Genomic DNA, 25,945 nt, shown 5'->3' on the forward strand with positions numbered 1-25,945 from the left:
CGACTGTCGAATCAGTGGCAGCGTCGGCAGTCCGTCTATCGTGGCCTCACAGCACGCGGTCGGCGATGATGTTCTTCTGTATCTCGCTGGTCCCCTCGTATATCTTGGTGATTCGGGCATCCCGATAGTACCGCTCGACGTTGTGGTCGGTGACGTAGCCGGCCCCACCATGGACCTGAATCGCCTCGTCGGCCACGTCGACGGCGTGTTCGCTGGCGAACAGCTTTGCCATGCTGGTCAGCTTTGTCGCCACATCGAGGTTGCCCGAATCGATGGCGCTGGCGGCACGATAGGTAAGCGACCGCGCAGCCTCGACGTTGGTGGCCATCTCCGCAACCTTGTGTTCGATGGCCTGGAACTCGCTGATCGGCTGGCCGAACTGCTCGCGCTCGTTCGCGTACTCGATAGAGTCGTCGATGGCGGCCTGAGCGGTGCCGACGGCTTGCGCGGCTACGTTTGCCCGCCCGCTCGCGAAGAAGTCCATCAGTTGGTAGAAGCCAGCGCCCGCTTCTCCGATGAGGTTCTCCTCGGGCACGCGAACGTCGTCGATGATGATTTCGGCCAGATCTGACGCGCGGATGCCGAGCTTGTTGTCGATTTTCTCGGCCTGCAGGCCGTCGGTGTCCGTCGGCACGAGGAACGCGCTGATGCCCTCGTGGCCGGCGTCGGGGTCAGTCTTGGCCATCACGACCATCACGTCGGCGACAGTTCCGTTCGTAATCCACATCTTATTGCCGTTAAGGACCCAGCCGTCGCTGTCGCGTTCGGCGTAGGTCTCGATACCAGCCACGTTCGAGCCGTGGGCGGGTTCGCTGATGGCGCTGGCACACGCCGACTCGCCGCTGGTAATCTTCGGCAGCCACTTCTCTTTCATCCACTCGTCGCCGTACTTCTGAATCATGCTCGACCCGAAGCCACGGGAGCCGATGGCGCTCCCGATGCCCGGGTCGGCCCGCCAGAGTTCCTCGGTGACGACGACGCCAGTGAGGCTGTCCATCCCCGCGCCGCCGTACTTCTCGGGGACTTCCGGCGCGATGAGGTCGTACTGTGCCGCCTGCTCCATCAGTTCCGCCGGGTAGCGTTTCTCCCTATCGCATTCCTTTCCGAGCGGCTCGATTTCGTTCTCGCCGAATTCGCGCACCGCTTCTCGGACTGCCGTCTGCTCGGCCGTCAAGCTAAACGCCATATTCGATGTGTGACGGCCACCCAAATATAGATTTGGTCGAATTCTCCCGCATCTTTAATGTGTATGGTTTGGAACGTGGTACCACCCACCGAGGGTAGACCATGGCAGACCCAACGAGCACACCCAGCGACAGGAGCACAGCATATACCAACAGCATCGGTCGGCGGTCATTCATCAGAGCGGCCGGGGCGAGCGCGGCACTCGGACTGTTCGCCGGCTGCAGCGGTGACGGCGGCGGTGGTGGGGAGAACCCCGATGGAGGTGGTGGCATCGCCGAGACAGTCACCATCGGCCACCTCGCACCGCTGAACAACCCGCTCGGCGTTGGCTCGAAGCGGTCGGCGGAGATGGCGGTCGCCGAAATCAACGACGACGGTGGTATCGCCGACCAGACCGTCGAACTCGTTACGAAGGACACGCGGGCGTCGCCGTCCGAGGCGCGCACCGTCGCAGGCGAGTTGGTCCGACAGGAGGAAGTCGACGCCATCGTCGGCACGTTCTCCAGCGAGGTGACTCAGTCTATTATGGACCTCGTGTCGGAGTTCAACACGCCGTTTCTGGTCACCGGCTCCGCCGCGCCGAGTACCGTCACGGAGTTCGTCGCGTCCGACTACGAGCGCTACAAGAACACGTTCCGGGTCGGGCCGGTGAACTCCCACTTCCAGGCGGAGGTCATCAGCCAGTACGCCAGCCACCTCTCGGACCGCCACGGGTGGAACACGTTTGCCGTCGTCGCCGACGACGCGGAGTGGACGACGGTGTTCCGGAACCGGCTGGTCGACCTGCTGAAGGAGGCGGACTTGGACGTGCCGATGGTGAACGGGCTGGCAACGGATACTACCTCTTTCGGGTCGGTGCTTGACGATGTGGACGCGGCGGGCGCGGACGCGATGTTCCGCTTCTTCGCACACATCAACGGCGGGCCGATGGCGGCCCGCTGGGCACAGGGCGAGTACGAGTTCGGCATCGAGGGAGTGCACGTCGCGTCGATGCTGCCGGCGTACTACCAGCTCACCGAAGGCGCGGCGGCTTACGAGACGACGACACAGTCCGGCGCGGCGGGTGTCACCGACATCACGTCGAAGACGGTCCCGTTCACGGAGGCGTACATGGAGGCGTACGGCGACGCCGATGACCCGCCGAGCAAGCCGATGTACATGGGCTTTGTGACCTACGACGCGATACACGTCTTCAAGAACGCCGCCGAGCGCGCCGGTACCGTCGACCAGGAGAACAACCTCGATACAATTGTCGACGCGCTGCTCCAGACTGACTTCACCGGTGTGGCCGGGCAAATCCAGTTCTACGGGGCCGACGAGACGTACGCCCACGACCTCCGAGAAGAGCGGGACAGTGACGGCATCATCACGAACTACCCGCTTACCCAGTGGCGCGAGGGTGGGTCTCTGGAGTCCGTCTACCCGGAGGGCTTGCAGACAGCCGAACACGCCGCGCCGCCGTGGATGGGGTGAACGATGCTGGGCGACATTGCCAGCGTCATCGTCGACGGCGCGCTCATCAGCGCCGTCTACGCCCTGATTGCTATCGGCTTCACCATGGTGTTTGGCGTCGGCGGCGTGTTGAACCTCGCCCACGGTGCGCTGATAATGGCCGGCGCGTACACCTACCTGAGTCTCGTCTCGGACAGCATCCTCGCGAGCGTGACGCTGCATCCAATAGTCGCGTTCCCGCTCACTATCGTCGTCGTCGGCCTCATCTCCTACGGCCTCTACGTCGTGTTAGTTCGGACCATCGAGGAGAACGTCGTCATCACGTTCCTCGCGACCATCGTGGTCGCCATCGCCTTCACCGAACTCGTCACGCTCGTGTTCCACGCGCAACCCTACCAGTACAGCGTGGTGCCGGGCGTGCTGCAGGTCCAGGCGCTCGGGACCCGAATCCTGTACGTCGAACTCGCGGCCTTCGTCGTCTCGTGGGTCGCGATGGGGCTGCTCTGGTACTACGTCACCAAGACCGACAGCGGGCGGTCGATACGCGCCACCTCGATGAGCGAGCGCGGGGCCATGCTTACCGGCGTTGATGTGTCCGGCGTGCGTGCCCGCACGTGGCTCGTCGCGGGCGGTTTGGCCGGCATCGCCGGCGTGTTCTTAGGTGGCATCGGGGCGGCCGAACCGACGATGTGGCTGGAACCGCTCGCGCTCGCGTTCATCATCGTCGTCGTGGGCGGCATCGGCTCCATCAAGGGGTCGGTCGCCGCGGCCTACATCGTCGGCTACCTGCAGACGGCGACCGGACAGTTCCTCGGACAGAGCGTCCGCGGCATCATGTCGCTGGTGGTCCTCGTGGTCGTCCTGCTGGTGCTGCCACAGGGCCTGTACGGCACGGAGTTCGTCCATGAGTGACCGAGAGCAGACCGGCCGAGGTATCGGCCGACTCGTTGGCCGCGTCGAATCGGTCCTGAGAGACAGCCTCCTCGCCCAGGGGGCCGGCGTCATCGGAGCGGTCGGCCAGCCAGCGGAGCGGCTGCTCTGGCCGGTCGCCGAGCGGTACAACCGGACACTCGGCAAACGCTTCGGCGAAATTACCGGCCTGCAGTTGTTGCTGTTGCTGGTAGCTTTTGGCGGTCTCGTCACCGCGCCGCTGTGGGGCCAGGACTACCTCAGGCCGCTCACGCTCGGCGCGGTGTGGGCCGTCTTCGCGATGGGGTGGGACATCCAGAGCGGCTACACCGGCTACATCAGTTTCGGCCACTCGGCGCTGTCGGGGGCGGCCGGCTACACGACCGGCTTGCTGGTGCTCCATCTGAATCCGGAGCTATCGCTGTTTGTCACAGTCCCGCTGTCGATACTCGCGACGACGGTGCTGGGGCTGGCCATCGCCGTCCCCTCGCTCCGGCTCCGTGGCCCGTATTTCTCGCTCGTCACCTTCGTCACCGTCCTGCTGTTCTACCGGCTGACGAAGGCGCTAAGTCACTGGACGAACGGCCTGCGGGGCATCCGCGTCGACGTGTTCACCTACGACCTGACGCTGCAGTACTACATGGTCGTGGTGCCGATGCTCGCGGTTGCGGCCACGCTGACCTACGTCGGGCGCTCCGACGTGGGCACTGTGCTGGTCGCGATTCGCGAGAACGAGGACGCCGTCTCCGCGGCCGGCGTAGACCCGACGAAGTTCAAGCTCTGGTCGTTCGTGCTGAGCGCCGTCCCGATGGGTATCGGCGGCGTCTTGCTCGCCCACGTCAACGCGGGCGTGGACCCACAGACGTTCGTCATCGTGGACAACAGCATCCAGATGATAGCGATGGCAGTCATCGGCGGCATGAGCTCGATTCTGGGACCGCTCGGCGGCGCGTTCCTGTTCGTCGGACTCCGGGACGTGTTCCTCGTCGGCCTTGGCGAGGAACTGCGCTGGCTCGCCCTCTGGCTGCTGGTCCTCCTCGTGCTGGTGTTCGCCCGCGACGGACTGTTCCGTCTCCTCTGGCGTGCACTCGGCGCGCTGGGAGGTGACCGACGGTGACGCTGCTGTCGGTCGACGGGCTGGCCAAGCAGTTCGGCGGCCTCGTCGCCGTCGACGACCTCTCCTTTGGCGTCGAGAGCGGCGAGATACTCGGCCTCATCGGCCCCAACGGCTCCGGCAAGACGACCGTGTTCAACTGCATCATGAGTATCTACGCGGTGACCAGCGGAACGGTGCGCTTCGGCGGCACAGATATTACGGACGACAAGACACACCAGATTGTCAACCGTGGACTGTCGCGCGTCTCTCAGGAGTCCAATCCAATCGGGTCGATGACCGTCCGAGAGAACATCGAGCTGTTCACCTTCCCCAACAGCGTCCGCTCGTTCGACGGCGGCGCGAGCGACGAGGCAATCGCGAGCTACGCCGCACGGGTCGATATCGAGGACGCTCTCGACGACGACCCCGGCTCCCTGCCCCACGCCGACGTTCGCCGCCTCGAAATCGCGAAGGCACTGGCGACAGAGCCGGACCTCCTCTTGCTCGACGAGCCCTTCGCCGGCTTGAACCAGACGGAGGTCCGGCAGCTTTCAGAGCAGTTCGAGTCGTTCCGCGAGCAGGGCATCACCATGGTCGTCGTCGACCACAACATGCGCGGCCTGATGGACCTCGTCGACCGGGTAGTCGTGTTGCACAACGGCCAGAAGCTGGCAGCCGGTGACCCGGCCGACATCGTCGGTGACGAACGGGTCCAGGACGCCTACCTCGCCGGGGAGGTGAGCGCGGTCCAATGAGCGACCCGCTGCTCGAAGTCGAAGACCTCGACGTGTACTACGGCAAGTCACAGGCGCTTGACGGCGTCTCGCTGACCGTCGAGCGCGGGGAAATCGGTGGCATCATCGGCCCCAACGGCGCAGGAAAGACGACGCTGCTGGACGCCGTCGCCGGCTTCCTCGACTACGACGGGACGATTCGGTTCAACGGGCGAGACGTGGCCGACCTCGACCCACAGCAGTTGGTCACTGACGGCCTCGTCTACTGTACCGAGGACCGCGACCTGTTCCCGTTTTTTTCGGTCCACGAGAACCTGCGCATGGGCGCGCAGTTCCGCGAGGACCGCGATGCCGTCCGGGCCGACCTGGACATGGTGTATGACCTGTTCCCGCGGCTCGACGACCGCCGGGACCAAGAGGCCCAGACCATGAGCGGCGGCGAACAGCAGATGCTGGCCGTCGGACGGGCGCTGATGGGCGACCCAGAGTTACTCGTTCTCGATGAACCAACGCTCGGGCTGGCTCCCGTCATCATCGACGACATCAGCGACGCTATCGAGACGCTGAACGAGCAGGGCCAGACGCTCCTGCTCGTCGAGCAGAACGCCACGTTCGCGCTACGCCACGCCCACCGGCTCTCGCTGCTGGAGTCCGGTCGGGTCGAGCTCAGTGGCTCCGCCACAGCGTTCCGGGACAACGACTACATCACGGAGGCGTACGTCGGTATCCATTGAACGGGCGTGGCGAACTGAATTTGGTAGCCTGTGCTGCCACCACGTGTCCGTCGCCGGCTGGCACTCGCGCAGTCGCGGTTCACTGCCGATGGTTCACATTCTCGAACACGTGCTGAATACTGTGGAAGCGACAGATGGCCACCCACCGGACTACAGCACCCAGCGAAATGTACGGATGTGTGGCTATACACGCTTGCCACCGTCTCCCACAAGGTCGGTCCACTGTCGGGAAACGCAAAGCGCACCGGAGGCAAACCCAATCGAGACGCTGTTTGTTCCGTATGCTGGAACTGGCGGTGTTCCACGCCACCGTGGCTCGCCCCCAGTCCGGTCCAGCAGTAGACACAGTAAACGGTCCAGTGCGAAAATATAATAACCGTACTTTTGTTATTTCGTGGAAGGGGCAAAGGCAGTCTGCCCGGTCAGTCGTATGTCGCCGGCCGAGACGGATACACCACCCCAGCGCCACTTTTAATCGTTGACAGAGTCGAATCAGCCACCGATGAACGGGGCTTACGTTACGACAGCAACTGCTTATCGTTCGGCTTATCCGAACGGTTACGACAGGGGCAATGTTCCTGCGTCGAGGCGTGAGATTTTTGCGACCACAGTAATACGCTCGGCCAGAGATTCGACGTTAAACATCTATATTATGTTTAGCTAACCCGGCGCTAAGGTATTATATTCATATATAAAATACCAAATCGGCATTTTCATACTCGTACTTGACCAAATGGGTCTATAATATCCTTATATGTAGTCATATCTCTAAATCTTAGTAATATCCAGACAGAGCGTTTTTGCAGTGAAACAGCCGCAAGATGCATCTGTTGTAACAGATATGGAAACGTATTTCTATAAGTGTGCATATATTCACTCCTATGGGAGACGAAGAAGACATCGAAGACGAAGCCGTGTCCGTATCGATGGAGATATCGGGGAATTACGACGAAGTCATGTCGAAACTGGCGACAGAAGACGAGGGGTCGACGTCGCTTGTCTCGCTGCTCGATGACCTCGAACAGTTGCTTGACACAGTGGTCCGGATGGACGGTGGGACACGCAGCGCAATCGCCCAGCAACTGCCCGAGGATATGACCGTCTCCTTCGACGCCCAGGCGGTCGTCGACACGCTTCAGGTGCTCGAACGCTACGACCTTGTTGTCCTCGAAGGCAACACCTGGAAGCCAGGCCCGAAACTTACCACCGAGGAATAAGAGCCATCACGGCGGGTCCGACATGGGCCGGCTTGTCTCACACCGGGACGGCGTGTGACGTACCACAGTCCGGCCGGTAGCGGTTGGCTAGTCCGTCGCAAACGGACAGTAACGGCCGAAGTCGACGGCTATAACGCCCACCGGAGTACCGGTTGCGGTGTTCAACGGCGAGTAGGTCCGGTCGCCGTGGAGGAAGTTCAGTAGCGGCTTCCTGCTGCCCAGTTCACCGATGGTCGCCAGATAAAGAGCCGTATAACAAACATCGGATAGCGCAGACCACTGTATGCGAGCACATTGGGTGCTCGTACTCTCCCGACGCCCACCGTCTCATGCTCCCCTGTACGGGACGGTTTCACGCCGGGTTTGCCCACCCGGCGTTGGTCCGTGATACGTCTGTCCGACAGCTGCAGATCCCTTACAGGTCCGTGCTGAGACGGATCTGGTCTTCGGTGATAGTGTCGACGGCGTCGGTCTGCAGCGGGTAGCCGTCATCGGCGTCGGTGTCCTCCCAGCCGAGCTTCGTCAGGAGCGTCGTTTTTAGCCCGGGGTCCGGGTCAACGTAGGCGGTGCCGTATCTGTACCCGCTAACGATGCCGATTTCGTTGCCGGTACTCGTGACAACTGTCTTGCCGACGTCGTCGTCGGTCAGTTGGATCGTAGACATTGCAGTCGTCGCTACCGGCGGGACGCGCATCACCGACGTGCTTGCACACGCAACCGCTGGCCGGGCGATGAGACGATCATGTGGCTACCGACCCGTAATAGTCAACGAAAAGACATACCAGCGTGCCACTCCCAGTTCGGGTATCTATGCCCACCATCGTCTCCGGGACGGTTCCAGCCAGCGACCTGGCGCTCAATCACTCGCTGGAACAGTTACCGGAGCTGCAGTTCGAAATTGAGCGGATCGTCACGAGCGGTGACGATGCACTCATGCCGATGCTGTGGGTCCGCGGGAGTCAGCGCGAGGACATCGAGCAGACACTCGAAGCGGACCCCTCCGTTGACAACGTCGAACTGCTGGGCGACTTTGAGGACGAGTGGCTGTTCAGGATGGAATGGGTCGACCACGTCGACCTCATCGTCCAGATGCTCACGAACTCGGAGGCGACGATTCTCGATGCCGTGGGCCATGGGACCGCCTGGAAGCTGCGCGTGCTGTATCCGCGTCGGTCGCTGTTCTCCAAGACTCACGACTTCTGTGCAGAGCACAACCTCGCATTCGAGGTCTCCTCGATCCGGGAACTCGACGAAGACCCGGCCGGCCGCTACGGACTTACCTCAGCCCAGTACGAGATCCTCGCCGAGGCGTCCGACCGCGGCTACTTCGAGGTGCCCCGCGAGGTGGATTTAGCGGAACTCGCCGACGCGCTGGGTATAACACACCAGGCAGCCTCCGAGCGGCTCAGACGCGCGACCGACGCCCTCGTCGAGGACGTACTGTTTGTCGACTTTGACTGATGACCCGGACTGTGCGTCGTTACCGGTGCTACGTTTCCCCGCTTGCAGACCGACGGCGGCGGGAGAGGTAGGCACCGAGTGCAACGAGCCCGAAGGCCAGCGTCCGGCGAGACCGGAGTCGACTGCTGGAGCCTGAACGCGAGCCGACTGGTTTGTTGTCCCCGGCGGACGACATCGACTGGTCAGCGTCCGTGCTGTCCGACAGGTCCGTTTTGGCGCGTCTCGACGCAGTCGTGGCCGCTTTTCCAGGTTCGACGTTTCCGCCCCCGGTCTGAGCCGCGTTTGCGAGCGCCTCCTGGACGGCTTCTCTGACTGGGCGTTTGATGGCTTGTTCCGCCCTGGACTGCAGACGCCCGGCGATCCGAGGCCGCAGTGACGATGATTCGCTCATGTGGCGACTGAATAGACCGGGGGAAACAGGAGGAAGCTACTGCCTGCCAATGCAAGACCCGACGTGGCTGTCCACAGGTGCTACCAGTCCAGCGTCGCGTTAACGACGACACCGAGCAGCAACACGATAGCGGCCAGATACAGCGCCGTGACGAACAGGAGCAGCGCACCGAGGTAGCCGTATGCCGCGTACCGACCGGCAGTCCCGGCGTAATAGAAAAATCCGACTTGGATGGTGATCCAGCCCGCCGCGGCAAACAGCGCTCCCGGGGCGACGTGTGTAAGCGAGGTTTTGACGGGTGGCAGAACGTAGTATATCGGGACGAACGCGACACCGAGGGCGGCAAACGCAGCGACGTTGCCGACCAGCGTCGGATACGGGACCTGAAACTTGACGTACGTAAGTGCGACGCTAGTGGCCGACAGAAAGACGACAGCACCGAGGAGCACGCCCATCACGACTGCGCTACGGACAAGCTGGGCCGGCAGCGATATGTCCGTGACCTCGCCGTACACCTCGGTAAAGGCAACGGAGAGGCTGCGAAACACCTTGCTGCCGCTCCAGACGACCAACACCAGACTCAGGGTTCCGGTCGCCCCATGGCCGCGCGTGTTCTCAAGCAGTTCCGTCAGAATCACTTGGCCGTTCTCGGAGAGGACCGTTCGAAGCAGTTCCAGCAGCGTAACAGTGCCTCCAAACGTAGAGAGCGCAGCGAGCAAGAGCGCAAGCAGTGGAACGATCGATGCAATCGCATAGTAGGCAATGCTGGCCCCCATGAATGGGACGTTCTCATCACGGGCCGTCTGAACGATCTCGCGTCCGGTCACGAGACCACTCATCGGTGTCTGGGGCGCGTTCCGGTGATGGTGACTGTGATCGATAGCTGAGCGGTACTCACAGTACACGGGTCGCGAGCCACGGGAATAGAACGTCCGCCTGCGATGGCAGGCATTGTGTGACCCGGTGTCCGCCGACGACTGATGGGCAGTTCGGGGTGTGGACTACAGGGCAGATAATTGTCTGACGAACTCTCAGATTCTGACACGACGATAGCCGTGAAATGTCTGTATTCATATGTTTTCTGTGGCCAGAATGGTCAGATTTGGTATATGATTTCGGGGACGCAAGCGGTACTCCAGATAGAAATCTAAGACAGATTTCGTTGCGTCAGTCGTTGTTTACCGCCGTGAAAAGTGTGCGCAATCGCAAACGTTTACCGAGCGGCGACTACCAGCGATGGTGAACGTCCTCAAAGACGTACTCCTCGTAGATATCACGCACCGCGCCGTGGACCTGATTCGAGAGTGGGGCCATCTCACTGACCGCCGCGTTCGCCCGGACGTGGTCCGGTGAGGTGGAGCCGGGGATGACAGTCGACACTGCGTCGTGGTCCAGAATCCAGCGTAGCGCCATCTGGGCCATCGTCATTCGCTCGGGGACGTGCTCGCGGAGTTCGTCGACAGCGTCGAAGCCCGCGTCGACCGGGAGCCCGGCAAAGGTCTCACCGCGGTCGAACGCCTCGCCCTCAATGTTGAAGTTCCGATGGTCGCTCTCGGGGAACTCCATGTCCCGGGAGAGTTTGCCAGTCAGGAGCCCGGAAGCCAGTGGGACGCGGACGATGACGCCGATGTCGCGGCGCTTGGCTTCCTCGAAGAACCGCTCCGCAGGCCGCTGGCGGAACATATTGAAGATGATCTGGACCGTTTCGATTTCCGGGTACTCGATGGCTTTCAGCGCTTCCTCGACGCGTTCGACGCTGACACCGCAGTGGGCGACCTTCCCCTCGGCTTGCAGCCGCGATAGGGCGTCGAACGTCTCGGGCTGGTAGTAGGCGTCGGTCGGCGGACAGTGCAGTTGCAACAGTTCCAGCGTATCGGTTCCGAGATACTCCCGCGAGCGGTTGACGTGTGCAGAGAGAGTCTCGTAGTTATAACGGTCGGCCGTATGTGGGTCGAGCCGGCGGCCGGCCTTCGTCGCGACGGTCACCTCGTCGCGGACCCCGCGTTCGTCCAGCACTTCTGCGATGCGCTGCTCGCTGAAGCCGTCACCGTACACGTCGGCGGTGTCGATGAAATCGACGCCGGCATCGAGCGCGGTCCGGATCGTTTCCCGGCCTTCCTCTGCCGAGACATCGCCCCAATCTCCACCGATGTTCCAGGTTCCAAGTCCGACGGCTGTCACGTCGTACCCTGTTGTCCCTAACTGTCGTCGGTTCACGTACGGCTGTACCGGCGGCGGTCACTTGGTGGCTGTGGTACACGGAGACACGCTGAGCAAAAAAGGGCGGTGTAGCCCGATAGCAGGCAGTCCGGTGGACGTGCCAACGTGGACGCCGGGGGCTACGTGAGCCACTTCGTCCGGCGGATGTCGTACCCACCGCAGTCCGGACACGAGTGGTACTGAACGTCGAACGACGCCCGGCACACCAAACAGGTGTACCGGCGTCTCGGTTCCTCCCCAGGGGACGCAGCGTTATCGAACAATCCCATCGACGACCACACGCCACCTTAGCAGTACGAGAGTAAAAACAGGGTAGATTGTTCACACCTTTCACACCAGTGGCGTCTGGCGATTGTGATTATGGGGTAGGGTAGTGGCAGCCGGTGACTGGCAGCGTATAAGTGATAATTAGTCTATACTTTTGCAGGAGAGAGAGGGACGATCCCAGCAGAAATGTGAGGCCGCCCCCTGACTAAGGGGTCGTGACCACTGATTTTAATGCCCAGTCACCGGGTACCCCAGGGTATGGATGCGGCACCCACTGTCGGGGAGTTGACACCGCCGGATCGAACGCTAATGGGTCCCGGCCCGAGCGACGTCCACCCGCGCGTGCTCAAGGCGATGAGTACGCCGCTGGTCGGCCATCTTGACCCCTCGTTCATCGAGATCATGGACGAGGTCCAGAACCTCCTCCGGTATACGTTCCGGACGGACAACAAGTGGACGATTCCGGTCTCCGGGACCGGTTCCGCGGCGATGGAGGCGGCCATCGGCAACGTCGTCGAGCCGGGCGATACGATGCTCGTCCCGACGAACGGCTACTTCGGCGACCGGATGGCAAGCATGGCCGAGCGCGCGGGCGGCGAGGTCGTCACCGTCGACGCACCCTGGGGCCAGCCGCTCGACCCGGCAGCGGTCGAAGCGGCATTCGACGAACACAGCCCGGACGTGTTCGGGTTCGTCCACGCCGAGACCAGCACTGGCGTTCTCCAGCCGTCGGTGCCTGAACTCACTGACATCGCCCACGCAAACGACGCGCTGGTCATCGCTGACAGCGTGACCTCGCTGGGCGGCGTCGAACTCCGCGTCGACGAGTGGGGCATCGATGTGGCGTACTCCGGCCCGCAGAAATGCCTCTCCTGTCCACCGGGCGCGAGCCCGCTCACGCTCAACGACGACGCGATGGACAAGGTCCTCTCCCGCGAGTCCGAGGCCCGCTCGTGGTATCTGGACATCTCCCTGCTGGAAGGGTACTGGGGCGAGGAGCGCGCCTACCACCACACGGCCCCGATCACGAACGTGTATGCACTCCGTGAGGCGCTCCGACTCGTCGCCGAGGAAGGCATCGAAGAACGCTGGGACCGCCACCTGCGCGTCGCTGGCGCGCTGAAGGCCGGCGTCGAGGGCATGGGGCTGGAGATGAACGCCCCCGACGACTTCTGGCTCCCGAGTCTGAACACCGTCCGCGTGCCCGACGGCGTTGACGACGGCGCGGTCATCCAGTACCTGCTAGACGAGTACGACCTCGAAATCGCCAGCGGACTGGGTGCACTGGAAGGCGACATCTGGCGTATCGGCTGCATGGGCCATTCGGCCCGACGGCAGAACGTCAGCTATCTGCTTGCAGCGCTGGGTAACGCGCTCGGTGAGCAGGGCGCGGCCATAGACGTGGACGCTGGACTGGCGGCGATGAGCGAGCGCTTCTAACGCCACGCCAAGCCGACACCCGCAGTTCGATTCGAGATTCTGCAGGTCTATATTCAGCACCTTGTGGCCCCTCGGTTTTTGCTTTGTTTCGAGACCTGCGTCTACTGCTTCAAGCGCATCACAGCAGTACGGTTCATATCACCCGGTCGAGCTGGTCACGCAGACTGGCTTTCTTACCCTGCGAGAACATATGTCATGATTTAATTCAGTTGCACTAACACATCTACGTGTGATGTACAGTGTACTCATACCCGTCGACAGAGACGAAGCGCGCGCGTCGAATCAAGCGAGCTATGTTTCACAGCTCCCGGATGCCACTGACACCGTCGAGGCGACAGTGCTCTACGTGGTGCCCCCCGACGAATTCGCCGACGCTGCTGAGGTGGCGTTCGACGACATAGACGCTGCTGTCCAGGCGGCCAACCAACTGGAAGCGGCTGGCGTCTCGGTAACTCGAATGGTTGATGACGGCGGCGTTGCCCAACAGATCGTCCGTACCGCGACCGAACTGGACAGCGATGAGATCGTCGTCGGCGGACGCAAGCGATCGGGCGTCTCGAAAGTCTTGCTCGGTAGTACTGCACAGGACGTCCTGCTCTCAGCTGAGCGGCCGGTCACAATCACGGGCGAGAGCGTTGTCCTCGGCGACGGAATACGGCGAGTCCTCGTCCCAGTCGATACGAGCGAAGAGCGAGCACGGAACCAGGCTAAGTACCTGACTTCCCTTCCCAACATTCCCGATTCAGTCGAAGCAACGGTCCTCTTCGTATTCCCACATCAGGATTACAAGGGCGCTCCATCCCACGACTTTGAGGAGGTCGACGCCGCTGTCACTGCTGCGGAGCATCTGGAAGCGAAGGGCATCTCCGTCGAACGAGTCGCCGTCGGCGGCGAGGTCGGACGGAAGATACTCGACGCCGCAACGGACCGGGACGCCGACAGCATCGTCATAGGCGGACGCAAACGGTCGGGGATCGCGAACGTCCTCCTCGGGGGCACCACGCAGGACATCATGCTCGCTGCCGAACGCCCGGTTACGCTCACCGGCTGACCGCCTTCAGTGGCCGGGTGGTGCAAGGTTGAAACGCAAGCCCGTTCTTATTTGAACGCCTGACTCGTGCTCAAATCGCCCCGGTAGGCGTACTTGCCGCTCACAGTCTCACGTTCGATGATTCGCGGAAAACCAAGTCCGCCCTCCCCGATTTGAACGCCGGAAGACGTGCTCACTTCGCTGCGCGTCTTCCGAGCCCTCGCTCGCTTCGCTCACGAGGACGGGGGACAAGTCGATCTACAGCCGATTGCGAATCAACAGAAAACCAAGTCCGCCCTCCCCGATTTGAACGGGGGACAAGTCGATCTACAGTCGACTGCTCTACCAGTCTGAGCTAAGGGCGGTCGACACCCGAAAATACCCCGCCGTCTGGACTTAAGGGTTGTTATTCGCGGAGGGTTCGCCGGACGGTCACACGACGCGGAGTGACACACTGGCCAATGTCAGACACGTCTGACCCGCTTGCCGATGTTCTGACAGACGGGTCAAAGCAGTCTCCAAGGGAATCTGAGCAAGGCGGTGTATCGCGTCATGCCGGTAGCTGACGGGCGTCAGACAGCGCGGGAAGATTAAAATACCATCATGTATAATACTCTCACCGAGTCCGATGAGTAAAATAACGTTCCGTGCTGACGATGACCTCATCGACCAACTCGAGGCGTTCGATGCCTCGAAGAGCGAGGTCATGCGCGAGGCGCTCCGGGAGTACCTCGGAGACGCGTCTCCGTCAGCGTCGGACCCACCGTCGTCGGCGTCGGAGTCCGTGACCGACGCCGAGACGATCGACGAACTCATCGAAGAACGTGTTGACAGTATCATCGCCGACCGACTGCAAACGCGACACCACCACCCGCAGCCACAGGATGTCAACGTAAACATCTCGTTAGACGGCGTCAGCGCAGGGGCAGCGAACGCCGAAACCGAACAACGGCGCACCGCTGACCGGGGTGCAAGCGCCGAGGACGGGCGGTCTCACAGTGAAAGTCAGGCGTCCGACACGAGCGGGCGTAAGACAGAGCCGGAAACACGGGAGAGGTCCGACACAGAGGAACGTAAGACATGCGCGCAATGCGGTGAAAATCTGGGCTCTGACCACGTTTACTGCCCGAACTGCGGTGAGAAGGCATCCCGTCGGGTGTTCTGTGATTGCGGCGATGAGCTCCGGTCGGACTGGGGTTTCTGTCCGGGGTGCGGAAGACGCACGCCTGCGGCGGATGTGCTTGACCAGACCTAAACCAGCGTTTGCACGCATTACACGCCCTCTAAACGCCGTAAGCGGGAAAGTGTATGACACTGCCCGTAAGTTTTAATACATCAGGGTCAGTGGTTTATTCTGCGTAAGACGGTCGTCTTACACAGCGGCGAACGCGAGGGGATGCCGCCCTCGTACTGCGGTTTCGCTGTGTAAACACTCGTGCGGGTCGTAAACAGATCCCGTCCGGGCCGTCTTACCCAAGGGGAAACTACCAAACATGGAGCGTGTGACACTACGGATTCCGAAGCAGCAGATTGAAGAGGTCGAACAAATGGTCGAGACGGGCGAGTACCCCAATCGGAGCGAAGCGATTCGCTCGGCGGTTCGGGAGATGCTCGCCGAGGAAGGCTCCGAGAAAGCCTCCGAAAAGAAGCGGTCCTGGGCCAAGGTGTAACGATGCAGGATATCGTTAATGAGGCCCTCGAACGCGACGAGCAGGAGCAGAAACAGCTGTCCGACAGTGATGTCGACGGCTTCGGCGACCCGCGCATCGTCATCGTCGGCTGTGGTGGCGCCGGCAACAACACGGTCAACCGCCTGTACAACATCGGCGTCGAGGGCGCTGACACCGTGGCCATCAACACGGACAAACAGCACCTCAAGATGATCGAAGCCGACACGAAGATTCTGGTCGGCAAGTCTCTCACCAACGGCCTCGGTGCCGGTGGCGACCCGTCGATGGGCGAGCGCGCGACGGAGATGGCACAGGGGACTATCAAGGAAGTGCTGGGCGACGCTGACCTCGTGTTCGTTACCGCCGGCATGGGTGGCGGAACCGGGACCGGGGCCGCCCCCGTCGTCTCGAAGATCGCCAAGGAACAGGGCGCAATCGTCGTCGGCATGGTGTCGACGCCGTTCAACGTCGAGCGAGCACGGACGGTCAAGGCCGAGGAAGGCCTGGAGAAGCTCCGCAACGAAGCGGACTCCATCATCGTGCTGGACAACAACCGTCTGCTCGATTACGTCCCGAACCTGCCGATCGGCAAGGCGTTCTCCGTGATGGACCAGATCATCGCCGAGACTGTCAAGGGTATCTCGGAGACCATCACACAGCCGAGCCTCATCAACCTCGACTACGCCGACATGACATCCATCATGAATCAGGGCGGCGTCGCGGTGATGCTTGTCGGCGAGACTCAGGACAAGAATAAGACCGAAGAGGTCGTCAAGGACGCGATGAACCATCCGCTGCTTGACGTGGATTACCGCGGCGCGAGCGGTGGCCTAGTCCACATCACCGGCGGCCCGGACCTCACGCTGAAGGAGGCCGAGGGCATCGCACAGAACATCACCGAGCGGCTCGAGGCCGACGCCAACGTCATCTGGGGCGCACGGATTCAGGAAGAGTACAAGGGTAAGGTGCGGGTCATGGCCATCATGACCGGCGTCCAGTCCGCCCAGGTACTCGGCCCGACGACCCAGAAGCAGGCCAACAAGTCCCGCGAGGCGATTCAGGAAGTCGGCGACGACACGTCCTTCGACGCGTCAGACAACGTCGAAAGCTTCGACAGCCCCGCCCCGAACAGCGGGAGTCAGAGCAGCGGCGGTCGCACCACCGGCTACAGCGAGACCGACGGCGGGCAGGACCAGCGGGAGAAGAACAACGGACTCGACGTCATCCGGACGAACAAGTAGCGACGTCTACGACTTTTCTTTCGGTTTCTACGGCCGCGAGCGACGCGATCGGTACAATAGTATACAGAACCGATACGTGTACGTCGGGATGTCAGACACGCGCGTCAGACCGCTTCCAGCGCGTCCAGCAGATTGCACTTCCGGCAGAGGTCCCGCGCCGTCGGTGCGCCGCAGTTGTCGCACTCGCCGTAGTCGGTGTCGCTGTTCTCGCCGCCGTAGGTGTCGGCGGCTAACGCGGCGAGTTTTTCGTAGCCGGCCATAATCGAGTGGCGGGTTCCGGGGTGGTTCTCTTCGAGGCCAAGCATGAGCTCCTGTATCTCGCCGCGGTAAGCCTCCTCGGCGTGGGGACATTCGGTGATGTGCGCCGGGAGATCTTCGAACCGGGCGTACAGCGCGACTTCCTTCTCCGGGATGTCACGGAGCGGCTTGGCCCGTGGGATATGGTGGTCTTGCGCCTCACGCGTCTGCTCCGTCGGTGCGTCGGCGGACGAGTCGAACGGTCCCAGCGACGCTTCGAAATGCTTGGCGATCTGTGAGATATCGCCTTCGAGGAAGTTCATCAGTGCCGTCTCGGCCTCGTCGTCGAGGTTGTGGCCGGTCAGGAGTTTATCGGCGTCGAGTTCCTCGGCGTACTTCGAGAGGAGGTCACGGCGGAACACACCACAGTAGGCACAGGCGGCCATCCCTTCGGGGTCGTCCTCGACGACATCGTCCATCTGGACGCCGAACTCCTCGGCGTAGGAGACGGTGACGTGTTCGATGCCCAGATCATCGGTCAGTTCTTCACAGGCCTCTAAGCTCGCGTCGCGATAGCCCTCAATGCCCTCGTGGATAGAAAGCGCAACCAGTTCGATGCGGGGGTCTTCGGCGAACGTGTCGTGCAGAATCTGCGTGAGAACGACGCTGTCTTTGCCGCCCGAGAGGCCGATGACCCACGTCTCAGGGTCCTCAACCGTGGCGTCGTCGGACACGAGGCCGTCCTCGCGGATGCGACGGCGGACCCGTTTCGTGACCGCTCGGCAGAGATGAGACTCACAGAGGTGAAGCCCGGAATAGGCCGCGTGTAACACCGCATTCTCGCCGCATTTGTCGCACTCCATCGTAGCGAGTAGTCGTGGCCGCAATGGTGAGAGGGTTTCGTCTCGGCCTCGACGGACAGGGTCGCACCGAACCGGTCACAGCCACACCTCACAGCGCGTCGGGGCCGTGCTGTAACGTGTCGATGACTGTCTCGGCGGTGTCCTCGCGGCCGCTCGAGGAGAACAGTTCGTGGCCGCCGTCATACAGCCGGATACGGTCGGCCGGCAGGCGCTCCCCGACGGCACGCGGGTCGACAACTGTGTCCGTAAGTGAGCAAAACGCCGCGGCAGTGTCCCGGGCCGGCGGCAGCGACCGCTGGGCACGAAACACCGTCCGAAGGAAGGCGGGCGAAACCGACGACGGAGCCTCCGCGAGTTGCTGGGCCGTCGCCAGGTCGCCGATAGCATCGGCGTCCAAGGTATCGATAGGGATGAACGGTTTCGTAATCGGGAGCGATGCGATAGCGTCGAGTACCGGCCCCGGAACCGGAAAGTCACTGTCCCACCAGGGGCTCAGGTACACTCGATTCCCAATACCGTCGGCGTCGAGATGGGCTGCTGTCAGTCCGCCCGCGCTGTGTCCGAGCAGGTCGAACCTGCCGAGGTCGGCGGCGTACTCCTGAACCGGACCGACCCACTCCCGCCGGTAGTCGGTGATGTGTGTCGGCAGTTCGACGGCGTGAACGCGGTACGCCGTGGTAAGCTGGTCGATGAGCCACTGGACAGTCCGGTGTCGACACCGGTTCCCCCAGCCGAGGACGAACAGGCAATCCTGTACAGCCCCCTCGTCGTACACGCGAATCTGCATACCCGACGTTCCCGCGGCGAGGACATAAGCCCGGGTGAACGCCTGACAGCCGTCCGTCGCGTTGTCGATATGGATCGCCCGTGTGCGCTCACGGCCGCCACGACAGCCACGCCCCGTGTGGCTCGTAGTCGACGAGGTGGGTCGTCTTGACGCCGTCACCACTCCAGCGCTTCCAGTCCAGTTCCACCGACTCGCCGCCTGACAGGTCCCGCCGACCGGTGAGCCAGTGAAGCTGGCGCTCGGCCATTTGCGCTTCGAGCAACGCCGTCAGCGCCTCGCTCAGTTCCGCCGGGACCTGATACAGCACGAGCGTGTTGACGACACAGACCGGGACGTCGGACGGAATCTCGTCGAGGACCGGCGGCAGGTCATCGAGCATGTCGCCCTCGATAAGCTCGGGTGGGTCGTCGCGTGCAACCGTCAGCGCACCGTCTAAGACGGCGCGCCGTTCCTCGTGTTCGGGCCAGACAAGTGCGCGGAGCCAGTCCCTGTCGGCCTCGTCGGTCACGTCGAGCGGATTGCGGTCGAGACCGACCCGGGAGCGGATAGCGGGCGGCGTTTCCGGGAGCGGCGAGTCGCCACGTCGGACGCGACTCCCGATGGTGACTGGCGAGTCGCTGTTGCCGACCACACGACCGTCGTAGTCGTAGCGGTAGCGGTCAAACAGCAGGTTCAGGCCGGCGCTCGGACCGAGTTCCACCAGCGCGAGCGGCCCGTCGGCGGCGCTTGCCACCTGTGCGATGGCCGGGTAGAGGACCGCACTGCGCCGTACCGCGTTCGTCTGCGTGCGCCGGGTCCGCAGGAGCGGCCGGATGGCGTCGGCATGGTCGAGGCAGAACTCGCGGAAGGCTGGAAAGCACCCGTCATCAGGGGCCTGAGATTCCGGAGAGATGCTCGGGTAGTACTCGGCCAGCCGATGGTCAGGATGCCGGTCGAGCAGGTAATGCACTGCGGCCAGCAGGAGGTGCGGGGCCTGGCGACCCTCGGGAACGGTCGCTGCGATGTCGAGGATATCGCTGTCTTCCGCCGCCTCGCGGCAGAGGTGAGCGTACAGCGGGGAGGAATCGGTGGCCCACTCAGCCAGGTCCCGAAACTGTGCCTGAAGCGCTGACATATCCTCGTGGAGACAGCACAGTGGTATCAGTGTTCGCCTCCGGAGAGTCAGCGTTTAGGCCGCGCAACTGGTAGAGCAGGCAATGAGTCTGGACCGTCCGGAGGCCGTCGAGCGGGTCGAAGAAATCGTCGCCACAGTCGAGGACGAGACGATGCCGGTCCCGGTCCGGGAGGTGTGGGTGTACGGCGACGTAGCGCTCGGGCTGGACCCGGTCGAGCGGTTGGACGTGTACGTCACCAAAGACATTCTGTTCAAAGACGCGCCCGAGCGCGCCGAGGAGTTCCAGCGCAGTCACGGCGTCGACGGCGTCGGCAAGACCGTCCGGGCCGCGTGGGCCGACGAGCACCCCGAGTACATTCGCGCGAACGCCAACGGCCACGCCGCCCCCGAGAAGTGCCTCGCCGCCCACCTCCTGAACGACGACGAACCGGTCCATCTGGAAGTGTGTAACGCCTCGTTCGAGGACAACGTCACCCAGCGGCTCAAAGGGGCCAAGATGCGAAACGACTACGAGCAGATTCTGGACCCGCGTGGAGCCTGCCTGTGGCTCGACGGCGAACGGTCTCCCGACGCGTTCCAGAAGCTCCGGGACAACGAGTTCGTCTTCCCCACACTAACGCAGTCGCTGTCGATGCTCGGGATGGACGAGACGGAAGCCGGCGACGCTGCCGACGCGGTCAAAGAGTACCGGGCACAGCAGGAGGGAGCGACGGTTCGGGGCGACGTGGTGTAGGCAGTAGGCAGTCACGGCCGGCTTTGGCAGACCGATTACTGCAACCACGGGGTGTCGACTGTTGAAAACTGATGTCCGCAGGCGGGGCATTCGACGAGCCGCGAGCCGCTCCCGCCGTCGGCGACCGCAGTGAACCGGCGGCTCCAGGTCACGTGACGGCACTCCGGACAGCGGCGGACGAGCGGTGGTATCATGGGAAGGCGCGAATCGACACGTGTCGTTCGTAGCCGTTCGCCTTGCAAGGGTCTGTCGGCGGTCGACATCGCTCTGGGCGAGGTCACGGGCATGGACACAGTCCATGACAACTACAACGCGAGTTTGAGCGTACAGAAAGGATACATCCGCGCCGATCGGAGCGTCTCGTATGAACCGAACGAGACGCGAGACACTGGGGCTGGTCGGGGGCCTCGCGGCGACCGTCCTCGGCGGCTGTCTCGCTCCCGGGGCTGGCGGCGACGGCGGCGCGACGACGCCAACGCCGCGAAACGGCACCGACCAGGGCACACCGACCGACACCGAGAACGAAACCCCGACCCGGACGCCAAACAGACTCCCCGCTGGCGTCAAGCGGGTCGACGCGCCGCCGTACGACACTGAGGAGCCCACGTGCTCGGGAGACGGGCAGAACGAGGACTACGACCCGCTGTATCTCTGTGCCAACATGCCGGCCGAGCCGTCGCTGGCGTTCGACCAGCGGCCGGCGCGGGGAACGGTGTTTCGCGAGGAAGGGCTACAGTTCTCTCCCGGCGACGACAGCGGCGGAAACGGCAAACAGCTCTATGCGACACTGTTGACCGGGCCCGACGATGTCGATCGACTCGACGACGAGAGGGACGAAATTCACGCGTTCGTTTCGGAGACGGACTTCGAGCGCCGGGCCGTCCTTGTCGTCCAGACCGGCTGGGGATCGGGGTCGATACTGCCCCATCTGAAACGCATCGAGGCGACCGACACCGGAATCCACGCCTTCGGCTGTTACACCCGGCCCTGCGTCTACACCGCCGATTACACCGCCCGCACAACGGTGGCACGGTTCGAGCGCCCAGACGCACTTGACAGCGGCGTCGTCAGCCTGACCGTCGACCCGTCGACGCGGTACAACGTGGCGACGGGCGAGGACGTGGTAACAATCGACCAGTCGAACTGACCCCGTGTTCTTTGCGACCTGCCGGTGAAGCGACAGCTATGGCAGCCCTCCTGATTCGAACCCTCCACGTGCTCGCGATGGCGGCCCTCGTCGGCGGCACGACCGTTCTCTGGTACAGCTATCGGAGCGGCGCTATTGCCTCGCTCGCGCCCGCGCAACAGTTTGAGTGGCTGTTCTGGGGCGGTGTCGGCGTACTCGTGTTCACCGGCATCGGGAACCTCGGCGCGCTCGGGCCGCCGGGTCCCGGAACCGACTGGGGACGAACACTGCTGGCGAAACTCGCCATCGTCGTTGTCCTCATCGGCGGGTCGGTCGTCCGTACGCTTTTGCTCGTCCGAGCCAGTGACCGCGAGGGCACGTTCGACGACCTACCCCCGGCCATTCAGCAAACGCTCTCGCGGGCCTACGGCGCGACGGCGGCCGTCCTCTTGAGCATCGTCGTCCTCGCGGAGGTCCTCGCGCATGGGTGAGAACCAGCGTGAGCGGGAAGCTATGGCGGAACGAGCGAGTGAGACCAAGCCAGCGCGCGACGCCAGACAGCGTTCTACGCGACCGGTGCCACTCGTGACGTGGACGCTCGCCACGTTCGACACTGCCCTGTTCGTCCTGCTCGGCGTCCTCGCCGCCCACGCGAGCGGTGGCCTCGCCGACCTGCTCGCCGGGCTGAACACCCTCGTCGGCGTCGCCGTCTTCTGCTATCTCTGGGCGCTGTTCGTCCTGGCCGTTCGGTGGGTCCACAGCCGGGTGGCACTTGTGGATGTCCCGCTGCAAACCCTCGTCCTCCACGGAGTTGCGGCCGGGAGTGTCGCAGGCGTCGCGTTCTTGCTGGGACTGCTCGCGGTGGCACTCGTCCCAACAATACAGGGCGGCGGGGTCAGCCTCCAGACCGTGGTACTGGTCCTGCTCATCGGAGCCGGTGTCGCCGCTATCGTCGGCGGCGTCGTCGGCCTGCTCGCCAGCCTGCTGGATATCGCAGTCTACGGACTGGCAGGCTCTCTGCTGCCCGAAGCCGGGGGCGAGCGGGTCACGGAATCTCGCCGACGGTGACGAAGAACGGCACGGTCTCGTGGCGCTCGTAGGCCTCGTCCTGCATCTGCTCGACCACGTCGCGGCCCATCGACCGCCAGCGCTCCCGGAGCGCATCGTACTCGGCGGGCGTCGCCTCGCCGTTGAGAATCGTTTCGCGGTCGTGAGCCAGCCCGGTCCCGGTCGCCTTCCGCCGGGCGGCCTGCATCGCCGCGTCGTCGTAGGGTGGTTCGATTTGCTGCTCCTGGTCGTACTGTGTCGTCGAAACGACGGTCAGCTCCGCATCGCTGAACACGTCGGCGGCGTCACTACCGAGGGTCACGTCTGTCCGCACTCCATCGAGAAAAAGCCGGCGAGCGCGGCGGGCCAGCATGGGCTCCGCGTCGACGGTCGACTCAACGGTGACCGCAGCGTTGTTCGGCTCGATGGCAGCCACCCGGTCGGTGGCGACGCGGGCGAACTCCCGGACTGCGACCTCGGGGTCGGGGAGGTTGATGAGCAGCGCCTGGCACACGACCAGATCGAAGCTGTCGTCGTCGAAAGGGAGTTGCGTCGCGTCCCCACAGACGGTCGGGTCGCCGGCGGCGGCCAGCAGGTCCGTATCGGCGTCGAGGCCGACGACCGTGCCGTCGGTCTCCTCGCGGAGGACACGGGTCAGTTCGCCGGTCCCACAGCCCACGTCGAGGACGCGCTCGCACTCGCCCAACTGCAGGTCTGAGAGCGCCTCGCGGGAGTCGGTCCACATCCCCCGGCGGGTGGTTTCGAGGTAGTCGGCGGAGAACCTGCGCACAGTTCCTCAGAGTCGAGTCGCCCTCAAAAGTACCGCGGTCGAAGGGCCTTATTCGCCGCGTAGTTCCTTGACGCGCTCGATGTTCCAGGCGAAGCTCTTGCCGTTCTCGGTCGGCGTCTCAAGCACCAGCGGTACGTCGCGGATGGCGTCGTGGTTGACGAACGCGCGCATGCCGTCCTCGCCGATGTGGCCCTCACCGATGTGGGCGTGTTCGTCCTTGTTCGTCCCGCACTCGTGTTTCGAGTCGTTGAGGTGGACACAGGCGAGGTCCTCAACACCGACGACCTCGTCGAACTCCGCGAGCGTCTCGTCGACGGCCTCGGGTGTCGAGAGGTCGTAGCCCGCGGCGAACATATGGGCCGTGTCGAGACAGAACTCGATATCCTGGTCCGTGCGTTCACGGACCGTCGCCAGATGCTCGAACTGGCCGCCGAGTTTCGTCCCGCTACCCGCATCAGACTCGACCAGCACCGTGACGCCCTCGGGGATGTCGAGGTCGTCCAGCACGCTCGCGGCGTTGTCGAGGCCACCGTCGACACCCGCGCCGGTGTGGGCGCCGAGGTGGACGTTGACGTACTCGATGCCCAATTTCGCGGCGGCGTCGACCTCCTTCTGCATGGAGTCCAGTGACTTCTCCCGGAGGTCGTCTTTGGGCGTACAGAGATTGACCAGATACGACGAGTGGATGACCCACGGGCCGACGCCGTGGTCGGCTGCGAGGTCGCGGAACTGCTCGGCCTCGTCGTCGTCGATGTTCGGGTCCTGCCAGACCTGCGGCGAATGGGAGAATATCTGCCCGCAGTTGCCGCTGTACTCGACCTGTTCCTCGACGGCGTTGTAGACACCGCCGGCGATAGAGGTGTGTGCCCCGACTCGTACCATGCACACCGGTCAGTGATGCCCGACAAAAGAGGTTCCGGAGTCAGAGCCACTCGCGGGCGGGCGGAATCACGCCGAGACTCGACGTAACGAGGTAGACGCCAAAGCCGATGAAAACGGCGGAGACGAGCAACGAAATCGGTGTTACATCTGCAAGCAGTGCGGACACGCCGGTAGCAATCAGGACGATTCCGATGCCGACCAGCATGAGCGTCCCGAGCGCGCCAAGCACCGCGTCCTCGGCTGCGACACGGACAATCGCGTACAGTTCTTCCTCAGAAAGCGCTGCGACGGTGCCGTCAGTTGCTGGAGGGTCGGTGGAGGTGTCGACAGGGCCGTCATCAGCGGGGGACGAGACCATACCACCGCTTGGCCGGGATGTCACAAAACGGTGACGTAGGGCTGTTGTCACGACCGGTGGCCAGTCCATCCCTGTAGCCCCGTCATTGCAGACGTACGGTCCGCAGTGGCGTGACTGTATAGTCTTATCAATAGCCAACTAAACAGAGTGAAAGGAGTTCGGTGGACCAGTAACCGACTTATACCAACACACCTAATTTAGTAATAGCCAGATGACCGAATCACAGGCCGCAGTCGCGGACACACGCGAGTTCGAGTTCGTCTTGCAGTTCGACGCAGGAGCTGATAAGCTGATGGACGTGTTTCGGCAACACGAGAGCCTCTCTGTGTGGTCCTCGGCCATCTTCGTCGGTGACGACCATATGTGGCGACTCGACCACGCGAAAGGAACGCCGGAGGCCCTGAACGCGTTCGACGAGGTCTTTCTGGACGAGGACCGCTGTAACGAGTGTTTCGACGTCGTGAGCTGTGAGACGACGCGAACCTACCACATGCTGGACCGCGGGGAGTCGTCACGGACAGTGTACACGTTGCGTCGTGAACTCAGCGGCTGTCAGTCGCTGCCGAGTTTCCTGCACCGGCACGTCAGCGAAGGCACTATCTTCGAATCCCGACGGACGGGCAACGAGTACCGCTGGCGCGTTCTCTATCCGGGGTCCAACCCCATCGGCGAGGTGTACGACAAAATCGAATCGAGCCTCCGCGATGGCGTCACACTCTCAGTGTCCCATATCACCAGTGCCGGAAACTGGAAGGCCACCGAGCGAGTCGCAACGAACTTCTCGCCCCAGCAGTGGCGGGTGCTCAAGGCCGCCGTGACCCACGGCTACTACGAGCGACCGCGGGAAGTCTCTGTCAAGGACCTCGCATCGATACTTGACGAGCCCCGGTCGACCGTGCAGTACCAGCTCCGGACTGCCGAGGACCGCATCGTCTCGCAGTTTGTCGAGGAAACCCTCTGA

General features: G+C 63.0%; 28 protein-coding genes and 1 tRNA gene. 17 read left to right on the forward strand and 12 right to left on the reverse strand.

Translation table 11 applies throughout. The annotated features are described in order from the left end of the window. Window positions 1-46: 46 nt before the first annotated feature. A complete protein-coding gene (locus tag RR_RS12835; RefSeq protein ID WP_011223969.1) occupies window positions 47-1,186 on the reverse strand; it encodes an acyl-CoA dehydrogenase family protein in 1,140 nt (379 codons plus the stop codon). Between the two features lie 101 nt (window positions 1,187-1,287). On the opposite strand from RR_RS12835, the gene RR_RS12840 reads away from it, so the two are divergent. The 6 genes from RR_RS12840 to RR_RS12865 all read left to right on the forward strand — a co-directional run bounded on the left by RR_RS12840 (window position 1,288) and on the right by RR_RS12865 (window position 7,327). After that, window positions 1,288-2,658: an ABC transporter substrate-binding protein gene (locus RR_RS12840; RefSeq protein ID WP_011223970.1), complete on the forward strand. Its 1,371-nt coding sequence runs from the start codon at window positions 1,288-1,290 to the stop codon at window positions 2,656-2,658. Window positions 2,659-2,661: 3 nt separating this feature from the next. Continuing rightward, window positions 2,662-3,549: a branched-chain amino acid ABC transporter permease gene (locus RR_RS12845; protein ID WP_011223971.1), complete on the forward strand. Its 888-nt coding sequence runs from the start codon at window positions 2,662-2,664 to the stop codon at window positions 3,547-3,549. Then, complete coding sequence (locus RR_RS12850) at window positions 3,542-4,663, forward strand: branched-chain amino acid ABC transporter permease (protein ID WP_011223972.1); 1,122 nt, start codon at window positions 3,542-3,544, stop codon at window positions 4,661-4,663. Before RR_RS12845 ends, RR_RS12850 begins: the two co-directional genes overlap by 8 nt. Continuing rightward, on the forward strand, window positions 4,660-5,397 hold the full coding sequence (locus tag RR_RS12855; RefSeq protein ID WP_049938954.1) for an ABC transporter ATP-binding protein: 738 nt from the start codon (window positions 4,660-4,662) through the stop codon (window positions 5,395-5,397). Before RR_RS12850 ends, RR_RS12855 begins: the two co-directional genes overlap by 4 nt. Next, complete coding sequence (locus tag RR_RS12860) at window positions 5,394-6,110, forward strand: ABC transporter ATP-binding protein (protein WP_011223974.1); 717 nt, start codon at window positions 5,394-5,396, stop codon at window positions 6,108-6,110. Before RR_RS12855 ends, RR_RS12860 begins: the two co-directional genes overlap by 4 nt. 881 nt (window positions 6,111-6,991) lie before the next feature. After that, window positions 6,992-7,327 (forward strand): hypothetical protein, encoded by a 336-nt coding sequence (locus RR_RS12865; protein WP_011223975.1) that lies wholly within the window; start codon window positions 6,992-6,994, stop codon window positions 7,325-7,327. A 415-nt stretch (window positions 7,328-7,742) separates the two neighbouring features. On the opposite strand, the gene RR_RS12870 is transcribed toward RR_RS12865, so the two are convergent. Next, a complete protein-coding gene (locus RR_RS12870) occupies window positions 7,743-7,991 on the reverse strand; it encodes a PRC-barrel domain containing protein (RefSeq protein WP_232508526.1) in 249 nt (82 codons plus the stop codon). 146 nt (window positions 7,992-8,137) lie between these two features. Here RR_RS12870 and RR_RS12875 point away from each other — a divergent pair, with 146 nt between their 5' ends. Further along, the gene (locus tag RR_RS12875) at window positions 8,138-8,788 is read left to right on the forward strand and encodes a helix-turn-helix domain-containing protein (RefSeq protein WP_011223977.1); all 651 of its coding nucleotides are present in this window, start codon (window positions 8,138-8,140) and stop codon (window positions 8,786-8,788) included. Window positions 8,789-8,816: 28 nt separating this feature from the next. Here the strand turns inward: RR_RS12875 and RR_RS12880 are convergent, their stop codons facing one another. The 3 genes from RR_RS12880 to RR_RS12890 all read right to left on the reverse strand — a co-directional run bounded on the left by RR_RS12880 (window position 8,817) and on the right by RR_RS12890 (window position 11,396). Beyond that, window positions 8,817-9,179, reverse strand: coding sequence for a hypothetical protein (locus RR_RS12880; protein WP_049938955.1), 363 nt, complete (start codon window positions 9,177-9,179; stop codon window positions 8,817-8,819). 80 nt (window positions 9,180-9,259) lie between these two features. Then, window positions 9,260-10,018 (reverse strand): YihY/virulence factor BrkB family protein, encoded by a 759-nt coding sequence (locus tag RR_RS12885; protein ID WP_011223978.1) that lies wholly within the window; start codon window positions 10,016-10,018, stop codon window positions 9,260-9,262. Between the two features lie 388 nt (window positions 10,019-10,406). Continuing rightward, window positions 10,407-11,396: an aldo/keto reductase gene (locus tag RR_RS12890; RefSeq protein WP_049938956.1), complete on the reverse strand. Its 990-nt coding sequence runs from the start codon at window positions 11,394-11,396 to the stop codon at window positions 10,407-10,409. A gap of 528 nt (window positions 11,397-11,924) precedes the next feature. Between RR_RS12890 and RR_RS12895 the strand changes: the two genes are divergently transcribed. Further along, window positions 11,925-13,106 carry a pyridoxal-phosphate-dependent aminotransferase family protein gene (locus RR_RS12895; RefSeq protein ID WP_049938957.1) on the forward strand — a complete coding sequence of 394 codons (1,182 nt, stop codon included), beginning with the start codon at window positions 11,925-11,927 and terminating at the stop codon, window positions 13,104-13,106. 232 nt (window positions 13,107-13,338) lie between these two features. Further along, a complete protein-coding gene (locus tag RR_RS12900; RefSeq protein ID WP_011223981.1) occupies window positions 13,339-14,157 on the forward strand; it encodes a universal stress protein in 819 nt (272 codons plus the stop codon). 270 nt (window positions 14,158-14,427) lie between these two features. Here the strand turns inward: RR_RS12900 and RR_RS12905 are convergent. Next, window positions 14,428-14,501 (reverse strand) — tRNA-Tyr (locus tag RR_RS12905). A 263-nt stretch (window positions 14,502-14,764) separates the two neighbouring features. Between RR_RS12905 and RR_RS12910 the strand changes: the two genes are divergently transcribed. From RR_RS12910 to ftsZ, 3 genes are all read left to right on the forward strand, one after another. Then, window positions 14,765-15,391, forward strand: a complete 627-nt coding sequence (locus RR_RS12910; RefSeq protein WP_004958261.1) for a double zinc ribbon domain-containing protein — start codon at window positions 14,765-14,767, stop codon at window positions 15,389-15,391. Window positions 15,392-15,629: 238 nt separating this feature from the next. After that, the gene (locus RR_RS12915; protein WP_004958264.1) at window positions 15,630-15,806 is read left to right on the forward strand and encodes a ribbon-helix-helix domain-containing protein; all 177 of its coding nucleotides are present in this window, start codon (window positions 15,630-15,632) and stop codon (window positions 15,804-15,806) included. 2 nt (window positions 15,807-15,808) lie between these two features. Next, on the forward strand, window positions 15,809-17,047 hold the full coding sequence (gene ftsZ / locus RR_RS12920) for a cell division protein FtsZ (RefSeq protein WP_007188698.1): 1,239 nt from the start codon (window positions 15,809-15,811) through the stop codon (window positions 17,045-17,047). A 104-nt stretch (window positions 17,048-17,151) separates the two neighbouring features. Here the strand turns inward: ftsZ and RR_RS12925 are convergent, their stop codons facing one another. The 3 genes from RR_RS12925 to RR_RS12935 form a co-directional block, all read right to left on the reverse strand. Next, window positions 17,152-18,147 carry a tRNA 2-thiolation protein NcsA gene (locus tag RR_RS12925; RefSeq protein WP_007188697.1) on the reverse strand — a complete coding sequence of 332 codons (996 nt, stop codon included), beginning with the start codon at window positions 18,145-18,147 and terminating at the stop codon, window positions 17,152-17,154. 88 nt (window positions 18,148-18,235) lie between these two features. Further along, window positions 18,236-18,934 (reverse strand): alpha/beta fold hydrolase, encoded by a 699-nt coding sequence (locus RR_RS12930; protein ID WP_007188696.1) that lies wholly within the window; start codon window positions 18,932-18,934, stop codon window positions 18,236-18,238. Between the two features lie 88 nt (window positions 18,935-19,022). Beyond that, window positions 19,023-20,048, reverse strand: coding sequence for a DUF2332 domain-containing protein (locus RR_RS12935; RefSeq protein ID WP_011223982.1), 1,026 nt, complete (start codon window positions 20,046-20,048; stop codon window positions 19,023-19,025). Between the two features lie 82 nt (window positions 20,049-20,130). On the opposite strand from RR_RS12935, the gene RR_RS12940 reads away from it, so the two are divergent. From RR_RS12940 to RR_RS12955, 4 genes are all read left to right on the forward strand, one after another. Beyond that, entirely contained in the window at window positions 20,131-20,781 is a 651-nt protein-coding gene (locus tag RR_RS12940) for a DUF7095 family protein (protein WP_004591112.1), read from the forward strand. Between the two features lie 364 nt (window positions 20,782-21,145). Then, window positions 21,146-21,928, forward strand: a complete 783-nt coding sequence (locus tag RR_RS12945) for a hypothetical protein (RefSeq protein ID WP_004958274.1) — start codon at window positions 21,146-21,148, stop codon at window positions 21,926-21,928. A gap of 38 nt (window positions 21,929-21,966) precedes the next feature. After that, entirely contained in the window at window positions 21,967-22,398 is a 432-nt protein-coding gene (locus RR_RS12950) for a CopD family protein (RefSeq protein WP_004958275.1), read from the forward strand. Continuing rightward, window positions 22,391-22,975, forward strand: a complete 585-nt coding sequence (locus RR_RS12955) for a hypothetical protein (RefSeq protein ID WP_011223983.1) — start codon at window positions 22,391-22,393, stop codon at window positions 22,973-22,975. The genes RR_RS12950 and RR_RS12955 overlap by 8 nt, the downstream gene beginning before the upstream one ends. Here RR_RS12955 and RR_RS12960 read toward each other — a convergent pair. From RR_RS12960 to RR_RS12970, 3 genes are all read right to left on the reverse strand, one after another. Then, window positions 22,953-23,699: a class I SAM-dependent methyltransferase gene (locus RR_RS12960; RefSeq protein WP_004958278.1), complete on the reverse strand. Its 747-nt coding sequence runs from the start codon at window positions 23,697-23,699 to the stop codon at window positions 22,953-22,955. The two genes, RR_RS12955 and RR_RS12960, sit on opposite strands and share 23 nt — an antisense overlap. Before the next feature lie 93 nt (window positions 23,700-23,792). Next, window positions 23,793-24,626 (reverse strand): deoxyribonuclease IV, encoded by an 834-nt coding sequence (locus RR_RS12965; RefSeq protein WP_007188693.1) that lies wholly within the window; start codon window positions 24,624-24,626, stop codon window positions 23,793-23,795. Between the two features lie 40 nt (window positions 24,627-24,666). Beyond that, window positions 24,667-24,984 (reverse strand): hypothetical protein, encoded by a 318-nt coding sequence (locus RR_RS12970; protein WP_049938958.1) that lies wholly within the window; start codon window positions 24,982-24,984, stop codon window positions 24,667-24,669. Window positions 24,985-25,195: 211 nt separating this feature from the next. On the opposite strand from RR_RS12970, the gene RR_RS12975 reads away from it, so the two are divergent. Beyond that, window positions 25,196-25,945 (forward strand): helix-turn-helix domain-containing protein, encoded by a 750-nt coding sequence (locus RR_RS12975; protein ID WP_011223985.1) that lies wholly within the window; start codon window positions 25,196-25,198, stop codon window positions 25,943-25,945.

This window comes from Haloarcula marismortui ATCC 43049, from assembly GCF_000011085.1.
GTDB classification, from domain to species: Archaea; Halobacteriota; Halobacteria; order Halobacteriales; family Haloarculaceae; genus Haloarcula; species Haloarcula marismortui.